The sequence below is a fragment of the Deinococcus marmoris genome (assembly GCF_001949125.1).
Classification (GTDB): domain Bacteria; phylum Deinococcota; class Deinococci; order Deinococcales; family Deinococcaceae; genus Deinococcus; species Deinococcus marmoris_A.
Map to the genome: position 1 here is coordinate 75766 of NZ_MSTI01000093.1, position 16054 is coordinate 91819.

General features: G+C 64.0%; 20 protein-coding genes. 10 read left to right on the forward strand and 10 right to left on the reverse strand.

Annotation, left to right across the window (positions count from 1 at the left end):
- Window positions 1-14 precede the first annotated feature (14 nt).
- Entirely contained in the window at window positions 15-1517 is a 1503-nt protein-coding gene (locus BOO71_RS14365; protein WP_075833540.1) for a hypothetical protein, read from the reverse strand.
- Window positions 1518-1799: 282 nt separating this feature from the next.
- Between BOO71_RS14365 and ftsH the strand changes: the two genes are divergently transcribed.
- The gene (ftsH, locus tag BOO71_RS14370; RefSeq protein ID WP_075833542.1) at window positions 1800-3668 is read left to right on the forward strand and encodes an ATP-dependent zinc metalloprotease FtsH; all 1869 of its coding nucleotides are present in this window, start codon (window positions 1800-1802) and stop codon (window positions 3666-3668) included.
- 73 nt (window positions 3669-3741) lie between these two features.
- Here ftsH and BOO71_RS14375 read toward each other — a convergent pair whose 3' ends face one another.
- From BOO71_RS14375 to BOO71_RS14395, 5 genes are all read right to left on the reverse strand, one after another.
- On the reverse strand, window positions 3742-4257 hold the full coding sequence (locus tag BOO71_RS14375; protein ID WP_075833544.1) for a DinB family protein: 516 nt from the start codon (window positions 4255-4257) through the stop codon (window positions 3742-3744).
- Entirely contained in the window at window positions 4257-4778 is a 522-nt protein-coding gene (locus BOO71_RS14380; RefSeq protein ID WP_075833545.1) for a DinB family protein, read from the reverse strand. The genes BOO71_RS14375 and BOO71_RS14380 overlap by 1 nt, the downstream gene beginning before the upstream one ends.
- A 21-nt stretch (window positions 4779-4799) precedes the next feature.
- Window positions 4800-5090, reverse strand: a complete 291-nt coding sequence (locus BOO71_RS14385; protein WP_075833547.1) for a DUF1905 domain-containing protein — start codon at window positions 5088-5090, stop codon at window positions 4800-4802.
- Between the two features lie 216 nt (window positions 5091-5306).
- Entirely contained in the window at window positions 5307-5699 is a 393-nt protein-coding gene (locus BOO71_RS14390) for a DUF3224 domain-containing protein (RefSeq protein WP_075833548.1), read from the reverse strand.
- Entirely contained in the window at window positions 5696-6202 is a 507-nt protein-coding gene (locus tag BOO71_RS14395; RefSeq protein ID WP_075833550.1) for a DinB family protein, read from the reverse strand. Before BOO71_RS14395 ends, BOO71_RS14390 begins: the two co-directional genes overlap by 4 nt.
- 71 nt (window positions 6203-6273) lie before the next feature.
- Here BOO71_RS14395 and BOO71_RS14400 point away from each other — a divergent pair, with 71 nt between their 5' ends.
- Genes BOO71_RS14400 through BOO71_RS14415 form a run of 4 tightly spaced genes read left to right on the forward strand, consistent with a single transcriptional unit; the run spans window position 6274 to window position 9522 of the window.
- The gene (locus BOO71_RS14400) at window positions 6274-7251 is read left to right on the forward strand and encodes a helix-turn-helix transcriptional regulator (protein WP_075833552.1); all 978 of its coding nucleotides are present in this window, start codon (window positions 6274-6276) and stop codon (window positions 7249-7251) included.
- A 17-nt stretch (window positions 7252-7268) separates the two neighbouring features.
- Window positions 7269-7742 carry a (4Fe-4S)-binding protein gene (locus BOO71_RS14405; RefSeq protein ID WP_075833554.1) on the forward strand — a complete coding sequence of 158 codons (474 nt, stop codon included), beginning with the start codon at window positions 7269-7271 and terminating at the stop codon, window positions 7740-7742.
- A complete protein-coding gene (locus BOO71_RS14410; RefSeq protein ID WP_075833556.1) occupies window positions 7739-8209 on the forward strand; it encodes a DUF4279 domain-containing protein in 471 nt (156 codons plus the stop codon). Before BOO71_RS14405 ends, BOO71_RS14410 begins: the two co-directional genes overlap by 4 nt.
- Window positions 8206-9522, forward strand: coding sequence for a thymidine phosphorylase (locus BOO71_RS14415; RefSeq protein WP_075833558.1), 1317 nt, complete (start codon window positions 8206-8208; stop codon window positions 9520-9522). Before BOO71_RS14410 ends, BOO71_RS14415 begins: the two co-directional genes overlap by 4 nt.
- Before the next feature lie 187 nt (window positions 9523-9709).
- Here the strand turns inward: BOO71_RS14415 and BOO71_RS14420 are convergent, their stop codons facing one another.
- A complete protein-coding gene (locus tag BOO71_RS14420) occupies window positions 9710-10102 on the reverse strand; it encodes a cell division protein FtsB (protein WP_075833560.1) in 393 nt (130 codons plus the stop codon).
- A gap of 144 nt (window positions 10103-10246) precedes the next feature.
- Between BOO71_RS14420 and BOO71_RS14425 the strand changes: the two genes are divergently transcribed.
- The 5 genes from BOO71_RS14425 (at window position 10247) to BOO71_RS14445 (ending at window position 13348) form a co-directional block, all read left to right on the forward strand.
- Window positions 10247-10726 (forward strand): acyl-CoA thioesterase, encoded by a 480-nt coding sequence (locus BOO71_RS14425; RefSeq protein ID WP_075833562.1) that lies wholly within the window; start codon window positions 10247-10249, stop codon window positions 10724-10726.
- Complete coding sequence (locus tag BOO71_RS14430) at window positions 10723-11025, forward strand: hypothetical protein (protein ID WP_075833564.1); 303 nt, start codon at window positions 10723-10725, stop codon at window positions 11023-11025. Before BOO71_RS14425 ends, BOO71_RS14430 begins: the two co-directional genes overlap by 4 nt.
- Before the next feature lie 51 nt (window positions 11026-11076).
- Entirely contained in the window at window positions 11077-11985 is a 909-nt protein-coding gene (locus BOO71_RS14435; protein WP_075833566.1) for an ROK family protein, read from the forward strand.
- Window positions 11986-12146: 161 nt separating this feature from the next.
- Window positions 12147-12785, forward strand: coding sequence for a hypothetical protein (locus BOO71_RS14440; RefSeq protein WP_075833568.1), 639 nt, complete (start codon window positions 12147-12149; stop codon window positions 12783-12785).
- Window positions 12782-13348, forward strand: a complete 567-nt coding sequence (locus BOO71_RS14445) for an HD domain-containing protein (RefSeq protein ID WP_075833570.1) — start codon at window positions 12782-12784, stop codon at window positions 13346-13348. The genes BOO71_RS14440 and BOO71_RS14445 overlap by 4 nt, the downstream gene beginning before the upstream one ends.
- 70 nt (window positions 13349-13418) lie before the next feature.
- On the opposite strand, the gene BOO71_RS14450 is transcribed toward BOO71_RS14445, so the two are convergent.
- The 3 genes from BOO71_RS14450 to BOO71_RS14455 all read right to left on the reverse strand — a co-directional run bounded on the left by BOO71_RS14450 (window position 13419) and on the right by BOO71_RS14455 (window position 16027).
- The gene (locus tag BOO71_RS14450; RefSeq protein ID WP_175607450.1) at window positions 13419-15047 is read right to left on the reverse strand and encodes a histidine kinase N-terminal 7TM domain-containing diguanylate cyclase; all 1629 of its coding nucleotides are present in this window, start codon (window positions 15045-15047) and stop codon (window positions 13419-13421) included.
- Between the two features lie 429 nt (window positions 15048-15476).
- Window positions 15477-15842, reverse strand: coding sequence for a hypothetical protein (locus BOO71_RS27875; RefSeq protein WP_175607451.1), 366 nt, complete (start codon window positions 15840-15842; stop codon window positions 15477-15479).
- Entirely contained in the window at window positions 15728-16027 is a 300-nt protein-coding gene (locus tag BOO71_RS14455; RefSeq protein WP_303046789.1) for an IS66 family transposase, read from the reverse strand. The genes BOO71_RS27875 and BOO71_RS14455 overlap by 115 nt, the downstream gene beginning before the upstream one ends.
- Window positions 16028-16054: the final 27 nt, after the last annotated feature.

A 16054-nucleotide genomic window follows, 5' to 3' on the forward strand; every position in this document is an offset into this window, starting at 1 on the left:
TCCCAACCGAAGCGCTAGTTCAGCATCCGCCCGTCCTGATTCCCCATCAATGTCTGTGCCCGCGCCAACAGATCCTGCAAGGTGCCGTGCCAATCGTCACTCTCGGGCGTGTTGTCCAGCGCCTGCTGGGCGTGGGCAACGGCAGCGGCGGGATTGGGAAAGCCCTGCTGCGCCATCACATCGGCGGCCATCTGATGCCCGATGATCCAGTCGCGGCTGTCGGGGGCGGCTTCGCGGACCACGCGCTCATAGTGTTCCAGGGCCTCGTCCAGTTGAAAATAATCCAGGGCCACACTGCCCAGCACCAGACTGGCAGGAATCACCGCGCCCTGCGCCAGCGCCTGCTCGGCGGCCAGTTGCGCCTCGGGCATGCGGCCCAGGCGGTAGTCGCACTCGGCAATATCGGCCAGGACCTCGGGTTGATAAGGGTAGTCGGGTTCGTTCAGGGCCACTTCCAGCCGGTCACGGGCTTCCACCGGGCGGTCCATATCCAGCAGGGCCACGCCCAGCTCGTGGTTGGCGTAGGGGCGGTCACTGTCCTCGGCCAGCTTCAGGGCCGCCTCGAAGGCAGTGATGGCCTTTTCCTGCTGGCCCAGGTGACTCAGGATCTGGCCGGTCAGCAGGGCCACCACATAGCCGGGGGTGCCGTACTGCCGCTCCAGGCGGTCCGCCTCGCGGATCATCTCGTAGGCGGCGTCCGCCTGATCCATCTGCAACAGCGCCTGGGCGCGCAGGTAGTGCCATGTCGCCAGATTCAGGCCCTCGTCCTCGCCCTGTCCTGCGTTGATCTGACCTGGGTTGATCTGGCCTGGGTTGATCTGGCCGGGGTTGATGGCCTGCTTGCTGCCGTACAGCAGCCGCGCGCCGTCCAGAATCTTCTTGGCTTCCTCGGGCTGTCCGTCCTGGATGAGCAGCGCCGCCTGTTCCTGGATCATCACCGCGCGGTCCAGGCCACCCGCCAGATGCGCTGCCTCGGCATACAGGTTGATGGCGTCCGCCGTGTGGCCCAGTTGCTCCTGACAATCGGCCTGCCACGAGCGCAGCCGCCAGCGCAGATGCGGGGGCAGCTCGCCCGCCCCCAGATGAATGTCCAGTGCCACCTGTGGTTGCTCGGCCAGTGCCAGCGCGCACAGCGCATGGAAGCGGGCCACCGGGTCCAGCGCCTCGCGCACGGCCTCGGATGGTGGGACCGCTTCCGGGCCACGCGTGCGGGCTTCCAGCTCGGCGCTCAGGGCCAGATACAGCACCTCGCTGACCACCGCCGGATTCAGCCCACGTGCCTCCGCCAGCGTCGCCTCAAGTTGCTCGGCTGCGCCGTCGCCGTACAGGGCGTGCAGACTGCCCAGATACACGCAGATACGCGCCGCAACCGGGGACACTGCCGCGCCCTTGCCTTTGCCCACTGCGGCTGGCATGGCCTCGTCCAGTGCAGCGCTCAGCACGCCAAAAGCAGTCTCATAGTCGCCCCCAGCCAGGGCCGTGCAAGCCTGTTGCCAGGTGGTGTCCGCATCAATCATTCCCTGCCAGGATAGTCCATCCACTGCCGACTTGACCGTGCGCGGGCCGATGCGCTGCGGCAGAGGCCCCCGCCCCCACTGCCACCACCACGGATATGGTCCGGGATGGACCGGCCTGACCTGGCTTTTCAACGCGTGAGGCAACCTTTCGGGACTCTAAAGGCCGCTCCCCAATCGCACTTGTAACGCGGGACAATTTCATACACCTTGAGTCTGGTACACTCAAGTCTAGAAGGGGCGACTTGCGCCCCATTTTCCCACTTTCCCCCTGGAGGAACGTTCTTGAGGCGGCTCAATCCCTGGCTGATCGTACTATTTGTTCTGGCACTCTTTTTAATGTTCTCGCAGACGCCCAACGGGCGCGTCAATGTCAACTATAACGAATTCAAATCCCTGCTGGATCAGGGCAGCGTCTCACAAGTCGTGATCACGGAGAGCAACGCCGCCGTGACCCTGAAAGCGCCCACCGAGGTCAAACTGGCGGTCAACCCTGGCCAGCCCCCCCGGACCAGTCAGACCACCAGCTTCTCGGTGCGCCTGCCCGGCAGTCTGGCGGTGCCCGACAGCAGCCTGATTGGCGAGTTGGAAACGCAGAATGTGGACTACCGCTTCGTGGCCCCCAGCCAGTGGCTGAACATCCTCCTGAGCTTCCTGCCCATCGTCTTGCTGCTGGGCGTGATGTACTTCTTCTTCATGCGTGCCCAGGGCGGCCAGAGCGGCGTCATGCAGTTCGGGCAGAGCAAGGCCAAGAAGTACGGCAAGGAAAACCGCGTGCAGACCAAGTTCACCGACGTGGCCGGTCACGAGGAAGCCAAGAAGGAACTGATCGAGGTCGTGGACTTCCTGAAAAACCCTGGCAAGTACCACCAGATTGGCGCGGAAATTCCCAAGGGCGTGCTGCTGGTTGGCCCTCCCGGTACGGGTAAAACGCTGCTGGCCCGCGCGATTGCCGGAGAAGCGGACGTGCCGTTCTTCAGCGTCAGTGCTTCCGAGTTCATGGAAATGTTCGTCGGCGTCGGCGCGAGCCGCGTGCGCGCCCTGTTCGAGGATGCCCGCAAGAGCGCGCCCGCGATCATGTTCATCGACGAGATCGACTCGATTGGCCGCAAGCGTGGCGCGGGCATCGGCGGCGGTCACGACGAACGCGAGCAGACCCTCAACCAGATCCTGTCGGAAATGGACGGCTTCGATCAGTCCAGCAACGTGATCGTGCTGGGCGCGACCAACCGCCCCGACGTGCTGGACCCGGCGCTGCTGCGTCCTGGCCGCTTTGACCGTCAGGTCACCATCGATCTGCCCACCATGAAGGAGCGCGAGGCCATCCTGAAGGTCCACCTCCGCAACAAGCCCATTGCCGACGGCGTGGACGTGAACGAGGTGGCCCGCAGCACGCCGTACTTCAGCGGCGCGGACCTCAAGAACATCACCAATGAGGCCGCCCTAGAAGCCGCCCGCCTGAGCAAGACCCAGATCGACATGAGCGATTTCTACCGCGCGCTGGACAAGATCACGCTGGGTCTGGAAAACAGCTCGCTGACCGTCAGCCCGGAGGAACGCAAGGCCATCGCCTACCACGAGGCCGGACATGCGGTAACCGCCGCCGTGATCCCCGGCAGCGACAAGCTCCAGAAGGTCAGCATCATTCCGCGTGGCCGGGCGCTGGGCGCAGCGTTCTACCTGCCGGAAGAGCAGGTGCTGATGAGCAAGGAACGCCTGGAAAACCAACTGGTCGTGGCCCTGGGAGGCCGCGCCGCCGAGGAAGTCTTCATGGGCAGCGTGACCTCCGGCGCAGCCGACGACTTCCGCAAGGCCACCAACATCGCCCGCAAGATGGTGCTGGAATGGGGCATGGGCGAGAACTTCAAGAACATGGCCCTGAGCAGCGATTCCGGCCCGGTCTTCCTGGGCGAGGACATGGCCCGCCCCAAGGCGTTCAGCGAACACACCAGCCAACTGGTGGACGAAGATGTGAAGCGCATCCTGAACCACGCTTTTGACCGCGCCCGTGATCTGGTGGTGGAGTACAAGGCCGCCATGCATGAGGTGGCCGAGGCCCTGCTGACCCAGGAACTGATCACTGGCGACGTGGTGCGCGACGCGGTGGCGAAGATTTCCAACCCACAGATGCCGATGCCACAGACGACGGCATAAGCCTTCCCTTCAAATTCAAACGAAAGCCCCCGCCGAGATGCGGGGGTTTTTCATACTTGCCTGTGGCCTATGCTTAAGCTTTGAGATTCGGCAGGTAGAACAGCAGGTCCATCGACGGCGGCCTGATCCCTTGCGTCCTGAGCAACGCGGCAATCTGCGCCGTGTGCCGGACCTCGTGCAGCATGACGTGCCACAGCAGGCCGTCCAGTTTGAAGTGTTCCTCGGGCGTGTCCTCGATTACCCGTTCCAGATCGGCGTCCGTCAACGTGGATAGGTAGGCCAGGGTACTTTGCTCCACCGCCCGCCAGTAGTCCAGCAGGTCTGCCAGCGGGAACCCGGCGAAGGCTGGGCCGCTTCCAGCATCTTTCAGGGCCGGAAACCCTTCCTCGACCGGCGTGTCCTGCAAGACCGTGTAGTGCAGCCAGCCGTCCTCCACGCCTGCGGTGTGGGCGATCAGGTCTTTGATGCTGTGCATGCGGTCACCGTCCAGCATTGGACGAGAGAGAACCTCGTCCGGCACGGTTTCCAGCGTGGCCCATAAATCGCGGCGGGCACGAACGAGGTAGTCGTACAGTTCAGGAATTTTCATCATTCTCTCCAGATCGCCCAGTGGTTGTCCAGCGCGTCCATGTCCTCTGCCGTGCGGCCGCCCGCACGGAGCAGCGCCATGATCTGCCCCCGGTGGTGGCTGTCGTGGACGATGGTGTGTTGCAGGAAGTGGGCCGGATTGGACTGGTACGCCCCTTCCTTCCAGGGATCGTCGAAGGCGCGGTCCTCATTCAGCGCGGCCCCAACGGCTTTGAGCGCCGCCTCATCTCCGGCTTTGAATGCAGCGACCAGTTCATCGGGCGGACAGTCCTGCCAGCGCCACAGGGGATCGCCGTCCGCGTCTTTTTGCGTCGGGTCCAGCAGTGGCCCGGCGTGGGGGCGCGACAGATTCCACAGCCAGCCGACGCGGAAGCCCGCCATATGCCGCAGATGCTTCTCGACGGTCCAGCCACCCTGATTGTCGGACAGGCCAAAGTCGGCGTCGGTCAGGGCATCAAGCAGGAAGTCGTTGATGCGCCCGTTGCGGCGGAAGGATTCGTGGAGCAGGGTCAGATCGGTCATTTTTCTCCTCTGGACAGGCGTTCAGCCCACTTCTAGCTGCACGGCCACCTCGTCGCCTTCCTCGATCTTCTCGGCCTTTCGGATCATCAGCTTGATGGGCAGAATGTACAGCTCTTCCCTGGGAAACAGCGAGGTTTTCCATTCGGTGTTGCCCACTCTGGCCCTGACCGGGATCATGCCCCAGCCGTAGGTGACGAGGCGGGCAGCGGCCTTGATCTGCTGGGCCTGCTCGGCGGGAACAGTCACGAAGTAGAACGGGGCGGGGCCGCGCCAGTACCAGACGGGACCGCTGAAGTTAAGGGTGAGGGGCATGGTTCACCGCAGAGTGTGTCATGGAAGCTGAAGCAGGAGAGGCCAGTGCATCGGCCCGGCGAGGGGGCCGGGCGACAGCTTCGGGGAGTTCAGAACGCGGGAGCGGGGCGGGTTCAGGCGGCCACCAGACTCTGGCTTTCCCCCGCCCAGCGCGTGAATCTGCCCAGAGGTTGTAGGAGTGAGTTCATTGAGACCAGTTTCCGGCACAGGCACCTCTCAGGCTTCTGCCAGCGTGTATTCAAGGGTGTAGTGATGCACCCTGTCCACAATTTCCAGCGTCAACTCTCCGCTCAGGCCCGCCAGTTCCCCGCTGCCGGAATCGGGAACCACCCGGTAAGTCAGGCTCTGGCCGCCACTTTCGCTGACGCCCGCATGGAAGAAGGCAAATCCGCCCTGCCTGCCGCTGAGCGTGGCCTGCACGACCTCGATGGCGACATACACCGCCGAACCCTCCACGGGCGTCATGAAGGTCAGCATCTCCACCGCGCTTTGCCCCTGGAGATCGCCGCTCCAGTGTTTGTCCAGTCCCATCTGCCCAATTTCGGAGACGGTCTGCGCGGGCATATCCGCGCGGGGCCTGACCGTGAATGTCCCTCTGACAGCGCTCATGGTCCCATATATGCGGGAAAGGCAGGTGGCTCGATGCCCAGCGCCCGCAGATACACGTAGCCCTGCGCCCGGTGGTGAATCTCGTTGTCGATGTTGTAGATCGCCGCCGCCCAGCCGCTCATCTCGCCCCAGGGCAGTTGATGCATCTGCGGGAAAAACGCCGGGTCCACCTTCGGCATCTCCGTTTCGATGCGGGCCGTCAGTTCGTCCCAGGCCCCCAGCAGCTCGGCGCGGTCCTGCGAGACGCCGTTTCGCCACTCCGGCATGGGCCACTCGCCCGTCAGCAACCCCGTGAGGGTCAGTTCGCTGACCTGATGGATTTCCCAGGCCAGCACGCCAAAGGGCCGCATGCCGCCAATGCTGAACGTGAACAACTGGTCTTCGGGAAACGCCAGGGTCACGCGGCGGGTCAATCGGCGGTTGCCCTGCCAGTACTCTAGAAACTGGGCGGGGGAAACGATCATGGGTGGGGCCGATACTTCAACTGCGGGCGTATTTGTCATCTTGACCTCCGCCCACAGCGTAACCCGAATTCCCGTCAGGATCTGTCCTGTTTGTGTGGCAGGATACAGGAATGTATGACCCCTCAATGCGGGTGCTGACCGTGCTGGAACTGCTCCAGGCCCGCGAAAGCGTGACCGGCGCGGAACTGGCCCGCGTGCTGGAGGTCAGCCCGCGCACGGTGCAGCGCTACATTGCCCGGCTGCAAGACCTGGGCATTCCGGTGGAGGGCAAGCGCGGCGTGGGCGGCTCTTACTGCCTGAAACCCGGCTTCCGGCTGCCGCCGCTGATGTTCACGGGCGAGGAAGCCCTGAGTCTGGCGCTGGGGCTGCGGGCGCTGCATCTGCTGGGGCTGGGCGCACTGGCCCCGGCAGCGCACGCGGCGGGAGCCAAGCTGGCCCGCACGCTGCCCCACGCCCTGCGCGAGACGGTGGAGGCGCTGGAAAGTGCGGTGCAACTGGATTCCTCGCCGTGGGTGGTGTCCACGGACGCGGCGCTGCTGTCTGAGTTGCTGGGCGCAGTCCACGGGGCGCAGACCGTGGAATTCCGTTACGCCTCGCCGCAGTCGAGCGCCCTGACGCGCCGGGTGGACGTATACCGCGCGCTGCATCTGGACGGACGCTGGTACGCGGTGGGCCGCTGCCATCTGCGGGACGCCGTGCGCTCCTTCCGGCTGGACCGCATGGCCGAACTGCGCGTGCTGGGCGTTACGTTTACCGCGCTGCCCGACTTCGACGCGCTGGCCTACCTGCGTTCTACCCTCCCGCCAGAGACCCCCACCGCCCAGGTCAGCGTGTGGCTGGACACCCCACCAGAAACTTTGCGGGGCCGCGTTTCGGTCTGGTTTACCCAGATCAGTGCCGAGGCGGGCGGCACCCAGATACGCTGCACACGCGACGATCTGCCCAGCTTCGCGGCCTTTCTGCTGGGCCTGGACTGCGATTTCCGGGTGGATGGGCCACCGGAGTTGCTGGACGTCTTTAGACGGCTGGGGGCACGCTGCGCGGCGGTGGGGCCTGGGGCTGAGCAGAGCCGCACGCCATTGAAATGAGGCGCGTAAACTGGCCCATGACCCAGCCCTCTCTTCCCCCCGAAGAACTGACCCCCAGCGATCTGGCCCAGGGCAAGGCGTATACGGCCCCCGGCATCACCGTCTACTACAACGTCCGGCGCTGCGTGCATGTCGCCAACTGTATTCGCGGGCTGCCGCAGGTCTTCGATACTGCCCAGCGCCCCTGGATTCAGCCGTGGCAGGCCCCCGCCGAGCGTGTGGCGGCGGTGGTCCGCACCTGTCCCACGGGAGCGCTGCATTACGCGCTGGAGACGGGCGAGGCCGAAACACCCGCCGTGCCCACCACCGTTCATCCCATTCCAGACGGACCGCTGGCAGTGTCGGGCAACCTGAGTATTCAGACGCCCGGCAGCGAGGTGCGGGACGTTCGCGCCGCGCTATGCCGCTGCGGGGCCAGTGGCAACAAACCCTTCTGCGACGGCACACACCGCAAGATCGGCTGGAAGAGCGGCGCGGGCGAGACCACTTGAAAGATGCCGCACAACAGCCTTATCTGTACGTCTATCTGGATATTTCGGGAACTTTTGACCCAGTGGTGTTCAGCCAGACTGTTGGCCTCGTCGCCGATGAAATGCGCAGGCGTGGTGAACCTCTCTTTGCACACCTGTGTCGGCCTGCTCAGGTAGCCCGGACGCGGAAAATTGACGACTGGAAACTGAAAGTTCCGACACGCCATACCTTCTTCATCTCGGACATGCTTGACGAATTGCTTGAGCGCGTGGCGGGTCACGAGGAAAAAATTCGCAGCACAGCACAGGTTCTCGGTCTTGATGTCGTGCTTCAGGTGGTAGCAGAGTGGGACGCCCATACAACTTCCATTCCTGACCTGGGTCTGACAGGTCTTCAAATAGAGCGGCTGGCAATGCTGGGGGCTTCATACGGTGTGGATTTCTATCCTCTCGTTACCCACCAAGCAGGCAGTTACACTGCCCCATGACTTCCTCCTCCGACACCTTCAACACCCCAGACCTGATCCGCAAGAAACGCGACGGCGGCCAGCATTCCCACGCCGAACTGCAAGCCCTGATCAGCGGCTACACGCGCGGCGAGGTGCCCGACTACCAGATCAGCGCGTGGTTGATGGCGGTGTACCTGAAGGGCATGACCGCGCAGGAAACGGCGGACCTGACGCTGGTAATGGCCGGCAGCGGAGATCAGATGGACCTGGGAGACCTGCCGCGCACCGTGGACAAGCACAGCACCGGGGGCGTGGGCGACAAGACTAGCCTGATCCTGACGCCGATGCTGGCAGCGCTGGGCCTGACGGTGGCCAAGATGAGTGGGCGCGGGCTGGCGCACACGGGCGGCACCATCGACAAGCTCGAAAGCTTTCCCGGCTGGACCTCCGAACTGTCCGAGGAGCGGTTTATCGCGCAGGCGCACGACATCGGCCTGGCATTGGTGGGACAGAGTAAGGATCTGGCCCCCGCCGACGGCAAGCTGTACGCCCTGCGCGACGTGACGGCCACGGTGGACTGCCTGCCGCTGATCGCCAGCAGCATCATGAGCAAGAAACTGGCCTCCGGGGCGCATACGGTGGTGCTGGACGTGAAGGTGGGCGCGGGCGCGTTCATGAAAACCCTGGACGACGGGCGTGCGCTGGCCCGCGCGATGGTGGACATCGGCACCCACGCCTCTCGATTGGTGCGCGCCGTGCTGACCGACATGGATACCCCGCTGGGCCATCTGGCGGGCAACAGTCTGGAGGTGCAGGAAGCGCTGGCGACCCTGCGCGGCGAGGGACCGGAAGACCTGACCGAGCTGTGCGTGGCCCTGGCCGTGGAAGCGCTGGCCGCTTACGGCGAGGACGAGGCAGCAGCCGAGGCCCGCGCCCGCGCCACCCTGCACGACGGCTCGGCGCTGGCAAAGTTCCGCGCTTTCGTTGAAGCCCAGGGCGGCAATCCAGCCTTGGTAGACGATCCCAATCTGCTGGATGTGGCCCCCGGACGTGCCGAGATCACCGCGCCCTCTGCCGGGTTTGTGGACCGTATCGACGCCCTGAGCGTGGGCCGCGCCGTGCTGGCCCTGGGCGGCGGACGCGAACGCAAGGGCGAGGCCATCGATCACGGCGTCGGCGTGGAACTGGTACGCAAACCGGGCGAGGCGGTGGCGGCAGGCGACGTGGTGCTGCGCCTGTATCACCGGGATGGACGCGGCCTGGAGGTGGCCCAGCGCCTGCTGACCGAGGGGCTGCTTATCGCGGACAGCGCCCCAGAGGCGGAAAAACTGATTCTGGACCGGGTGTTCTAAGGGTTGTAGGCTGTCGGTTGTGGGGTGTGGGAAAGGCCAGGCAAAGCCTCATTCTTGACCCCTCGCCCCTGCGGGAGGGTCAAAGACCTGCTTGCAAAGGGGCCTTGTGAAGCAAGGGAGTGAGGGGGCCACCGGGCAGGCCGTCACCCAAACAAGTCGCCCAGGCCCTTCCCACAACCTACAGCCCCTACGGCAACCGCAACGCCTTGCAGTTCTCGCCGGGGCTTTCGGGGGCCTCCGGGCTGACGATGATGCGCTCGTTGATACCCACGAAACCCTGACAGCGGGCGAGTTCACGCAGGTAAGCGGGGGTATTGGCGTTGGTCTCGGCGTCCTGCAACACCTGCACGTCGCGTTCCAGGCCCCGGATATTGGCCTGGGCCTCGGCGGTCTGGCGGGTCCACGAGACGCTGCGGTAACCGGTGTTGATCAGTTGGAAGCTGAGCTGCACGATGCCCAGGCCCGCCAGCAGGCTGGTCAGGATCATGGTCAGGGGCAGGCGGGACAGCCGCCGGTAACTGAGCTGCCGCCACCACGCCCGGCGCTGTGGTGGAGGTGGGGGGGGCGGCGCGTCGGTCATGCGGCCCCAGCATAGCGTTCACTTCTGAGAGCTGCCCTGGAAGGCGGGTGGGAATGCCAGCGTCTGGATTGTTGGCGGCTGGATTGTCGTCATCTGGAAGGCGGGCGGCAGAGGGCGTCCACACGGGCCGCTAGACTGGGAGGCATGACTGCCCCATCCTCTCCGGCCCCGGCCCCGTCTGCCAGCCGCATTCCGGCCCTGAACTGGCATGCTGCCCACCGCACCTCCATCCAGCTCCGTTTTGCCGACGTGGACGCGATGGGCCACGTCAACAACGCGCGTTACGCCGAGTTTCTGGAGGTGGCGCGCATGGACATGTCGGCGGCGACGGGCATCCAGGGCGACGATGACCATTCCATGCTGGCCCGTCTGGAACTGGATTACGTGCATGAAATCCGGCTGGGGCAGACCGTGTTCATCGAGTCGCTGGTGGAGCGGGTGGGCCGGACCAGTTGGACCGTGGCCGCCCGCTTCGTGGCCGACAACGTGCCCTGCGCCTTTGCCCGCTCGGTGCAGGTGCGCGTGAACGCGGATCACATCCCGGAACCTCTGCCCGAACGCTTTCACGACCTGGTCAGGCCGTTGCTGGCCCGCCTGGACGTGCCTTCGGAAAAAACCCCATGAGCGGTCCCTCTCGCAACAACCAGTACGATGACCGCGTGCTGTATCAGGGCGATCCCTGGGTGCGGCTGGACACCCTGCCGCGCCTGCTGGCCGAGGGCTGGCGGCGCACCCTGGGAGAAGGCGGCGTGGTCACCGTGGTCCGCACGCCGTTTCAGTGGGCGATGGGTTCCCCGGTGATCGAGATCGAGACCGGTGGCTACATGGGCGACGTGGGCCTGTACGTGCCGCAGGTGCAACTGGCCGAGGCGCTGGAACTGCTGGGCTTTGACCCCGAGGAAGCCGGAGGCGAGGCGGGCTAGAGTGGGCCGATAATCCGCCCCGTCCCTCCCCTTCCCCCTTCAGGAGTTTCTATGACCACTTTTCCCCTGCCCGAACAGATCAGCATCGGCGTGGATGTCGGCGGCACTAAGATCGCCACCGGCGTGCTGCGCGGCGACGAATTGCAGGACCGCCATGTCCAGCCCACCCCCGAAACCGGCTGGGAGGCGGTGCTGGACGCCATCGCCGCGCAAATCACCGATTTGCAGCGCAAGCACCCCGACGCCCGCCTGATCGGCGTGGGGATTCCAGGGCCGCTGAACAGTGACCGCACCCGCGTCAAGTTCGCCCCCAACATCTACGGCTTCAACGACGTGCCGATGGTGGACGGCCTGCTGGAACGCCTGTCTCAGCGGATCGTGCTGGAAAACGATGCCAAGGCCGCCGCACTGGCCGAGGCGTATCTGGGCGCGGCGCGCGGCACCGAGAGCAGCATTTACGTGACCGTCAGCACCGGCATCGGCGCGGGCATCGTGCTGAACGGTCGCATCTGGCGCGGGCGGCATGGCGTGGCCGGGGAACTGGGGCACATCACGGTGATGCCCGGCGGCCCGGTCAGCGGCGCGGGGCTGGACGGCGCGCTGGAGGCGGTGGCCAGCGGCACCGCCATTGCGCGCGACGCCAGCTACGCCCTCAACCGCGACGTGAGTACCGCCGAGGCGTTCACGCTGGCGCAGCAGGGTCACCCCGGCGCGCGGCGGGTGGTGGCGCAGGCCATGAAGCACATCGGCGTGGCGCTGGCGGACCTGCAAAAGGTGATCGACCCGGAAGTCTTCGTGATCGGCGGCGGCGTCGCCAGCGTGGGCGACTACTTCTTTCACGGCGTTCAGGCCGCAGCCGACGAGTACGCGCAGGGCTTCGCGCCCGTGACCATCCGCCGCGCCCAACTGGGGCCGGATGCGGGCGTGATCGGCGCAGCGCTGGCTGCCCGCTACGGCTAAAACCATGCTCATCTGAACTTCATTAAGGCGTACAATATGGGCGCAGGCGTGCCTTGCAGGACAGCCCCCCCGAACCCTTGTTCTCTTGCTCCAGACTGTCCTTTCCAGTTTTCAGATTGACCTTTGCGTGCTGGGCTTCCCGGTGGAAGTAAGGAGACGTTATGAAACAGGGTTTGGGAATTCTTCTCTATCTGGTTCTCGGAAGCGCCGTCGCTGCGCCTGTCACGCTCTCCACGAGCGGACAACCAGTCACGGTGAACACCGTGGTGATCGGCGGCGTCACGTATGTCAAGCTGGCCGAGCTGAAGACAGCACTGACCGCCCAGGGCGGCGCGAACGCCAAGGCCAGTGTCAGCGGCTGCATCAACGAGTGGCTGTTCAACGGCATCTGGCGCATGCGCGTGACCAAGGTGCAGCCCTTCGTGGACCGGTCAAACAGCGCAGGCTGGGGCGTAACCGTCGAGATCAAGAACGGCACGAATCAGACCCTCAAGCTCGATGACGCCGGGGTCATTTATGACGGCGCGATCACCCTGAGCTTCCCCGACGGCAACAGTTGGGCCAAGATGGACGGACGCTCGGCCTGGCAGGACAAGACCTACGCCGCCATGCCACAGGGCAGCGGCACCGTCTACGAATTCCAGCTTTTCCCCGAATCTGGGATGGACAAGGCCGCCGTCGCCGCCTACGCTCCGCAGAAATTTCTGCTGGATGTGGCAAAGCAGAAAGACGATTACGTGAAGGCCAGTTTCAGCGTACCTGACCCCAGCTTCCGCGTCGACCTGACTTGCAAGAAATGAATGTGGAGGGCGAACTGCTGGCGAAGGCCGAGGCGTTCGCCCTCCCGCATTATCTGGAGGCGGGGCGCGCTTACCACAACGCCAATCACGTCCGTGCCATGCTGGACGCACTGGAATCGCGTGGTGTGCTGACTCCGGCGCTGGCCCTGGCGGTGTGGGGCCACGATCTGATCTATGACGCCAGAGCGAGCGACAACGAGGAACGCAGCGCGGAAGTTTTTGGCGGCTGGCTGACCTCGCAGTCAGTCTCCGCCGAGCTTCGGCAGGAGGTTCGGGCGCTGATTCTGGCGACGAAACATAGCGCGCCGCCCGCCACCCGCGCCGAAGCCTTGCTGGTGGACGCCGATCTGGCAATTCTTGGCGCATCCAGTGATGCTTTTGCTGCTTACGACGCCGCCATCCGGCAGGAATACGCGCACGTTCCGACGCTGCTGTACCGCGTGGGCCGCAAGAAAGTCCTGCGCGGCTTTCTGAACCGCGAGCGCATTTACACGACGCCGGAATTTGCAGAACTGGAAGCGCAGGCGCGGGCGAATCTGGCGGGGGCGGTGGGGCGGCTGTAAATTTTCCGGCCAGCAGCCTGCTTCGTCACCACCGGACAGGCGGCCCCGCTCAGGTGGCGCGGCCAGGAGATCAGTCTGGGGCAGCCACGCCCATCTGCGTGAGCCAGGGGCCGGGCGGGGACATGCAGACCCGGTTGCGGCCCTGATTCTTGGCCAGATACAGGGCGCGGTCTGCTGCCAGCAGAACCTGCTCGGGAGCGGGGCCGTGTTCCGCCGCAGTCGCCACTCCAAACGACGCCGTGATTCGCAGCCTCTGCCCGTCATGGTCAATGTCGAGGCCCTCGATGTCACGCCGGATGGTCTCGGCCACCGACTGGACCTGGGCGGCGGGCGGCCCGGTCAGCACCATCACGAATTCCTCCCCGCCGTAACGGCACAGGGTGTGCTGGTCCTGAAAACGCCGTTGCAGCAGGGCGGCCACCTCCTGCAAGGCCCGGTCCCCGCCCCCGTGCCCGTAGGTGTCGTTCGTGACTTTGAAGTGGTCGATGTCGAAGATCAGGACGCTGTAGACCGCCCCCGTTTCAGTCTCCAGCAGGGCCAGTTGTTTCTGGAGATATCGGCGGTTGTGAAGCCCGGTCAGGGGGTCACGCAGGCTCTGCTCTCTGAGCTGCACCTGAAGGCGCTGGATTTCCAGGAAGCGTTGCTGAAGTTCCTCGTGGGCGGCCTGAATCCGGGTTTCGGCCCGCTGCTGCTCGGTGACGTCGCGCCATACCACCATGTGTCCCTGGACCACCTGCTGGTCGTCTCTCAGGCTGGACACCCGCACCTCCAGATGACGGCCCCCAGGCAGCGCCAGCCGAAGCTGCTGATCACCCAGGTCGCGCAGGTCGTAGAGCGCCGCGCTCCAGTGCGCGAACACCTCGGCTGCCGGCAGGCCCAGCGGCGAACCAATCTTCTCAGCAACCATCCGGCGTGCGGCCTGGTTCAGGTCCAGCACGCGCCGCCGCCGGTCCAGCACCACAACGCCGTCGGGCAGTTGCTCGATCAGGAGATGCCGTGCCACCGGCACCAGATCGAAGAGACGCAGCCCCAGCACGGCGTACAGAAAAACGGCTCCAGTCACCAGAAACGACATGGGCGTGATGTCCAGTTGGGGAAACACCGGTCCCCACGTCACCCCCACGAAGCTTCCGGCCCACGGCACCGTCAGGCCAAGTAGCACCCAGCTCACCTGCTGGCGGTACAGCCCCACCGCCTCCCGCCGCGCCCGAATCAGGCGCACGACGCTGAGCAGGATCAACAGATACCCGTGGACCAACACCACCGTGAACCACGGGCCACCGTTCAGCAGGGTATGGGCCTTGCCAAGACCGGCAACCGGCCCGAACAGCAGGCCCAGCGGATCATTCGTGACGATCAGGGCCACCGTCACCACGCTGACCGCCAGCACCGCCGTCCATTCCGGCCACCTGACCTTGCGGGACGGTGCCGTGAGCAGCCGCGTCAGCAGCCACACACACACCGGGCTGGAGACCGCCCCCACAAAGCTAGCCAGCAGCCACACCTGCGGCCACAGCGGTCCAGAGCTGCCCCAGTGTGCAGCGTAGGTCAGTGTCCAGAACGCCACCATCATGAGATAGGCAAACAGACCCAGCGCCCCCGGAACCTCACGCCGCCGCCATGCCACGGCAGCGGTCATTAAGGCCAGCGCGCCGGCAAAGTTAAGCCACAGCATGTAAGTCTGAGCCAGCGTTGACATTGTTCCCGACAGCATAGCGTGAGAAGACTGAGATTCGGCAGAGCAATCCTCAGAGTCAATCGGCTGGGGTTCTCAGGGCAGGAAGGGCCGAGCAGACTCCCTTCGAGGCGGCACAGGCAGATGATTTGACTTTCTACAGCAACGCCGGAGCGTTCACTGTGCCGCTGCCCCAGCCCGCAACGCGTCGCGCAACTGTTCGGCATGGGCGCTGGCTTACGCGGTGTGGAAAGTGGTTTTGCTACCTATGGGCAGGAAGTGGGAGCGGCGATTGCAGAGGTGTGGGGGCCGTGAAATCTAAGTGGGCAATATCCCACATAAATAGGTTATCTGAATATTTTAGACAAAGGACAGCAAGAATCTGATTGTTCGTATTGCGAAACATAAATTCTATGTGTCATTTTATACTATAATATTAGATTTTATATATAATTAACTAAAAAAGTGAATATCTTCTATTAGTTCTATTTTAGCATAGTAAATTGCTAATCCTAGACCTTGTTCTGCTATTCTGCCACTATCTATATCAGAAATATTGAACTCAACCGCAGCTTCTGATTCAAATTTATCAAATTGATAACTATGGGCGTAGATAAATTCATTATTTTCATCTAAAATATCAAATCTGGCTTTATCAGCGTCAGATTTTTTGTCAAAAATTTCTCTAGTAAAAATGTATCTGATTAGCGCCGAAGGGCCATCAGCACGGCTACGGGATCCTCGCCCCGCAGGCGGGCCGTTTCCACCACGCTCTTGATGCGGGTGTAGGTGGTAGCCCCCAACAGATTTTTGCTGCACTGAGAGACTTTCCTCGCCATCACTACGCTCCGCAGGGCACGCTCTGCGGCGTTGTTAGTGGGCGGAATTTCTGGGTCGATCAAGAAGTGCAGCAAGCGGCCTTGACGATGCTGTTCCAGGAAACCCCGTCTCAATCGCTCATTGGTCTTGGTCTTCAGGGGGGAACGGTCAAGCAGATGATCCAAGCGCAGGGTGAGAGACTCACCCTGCTG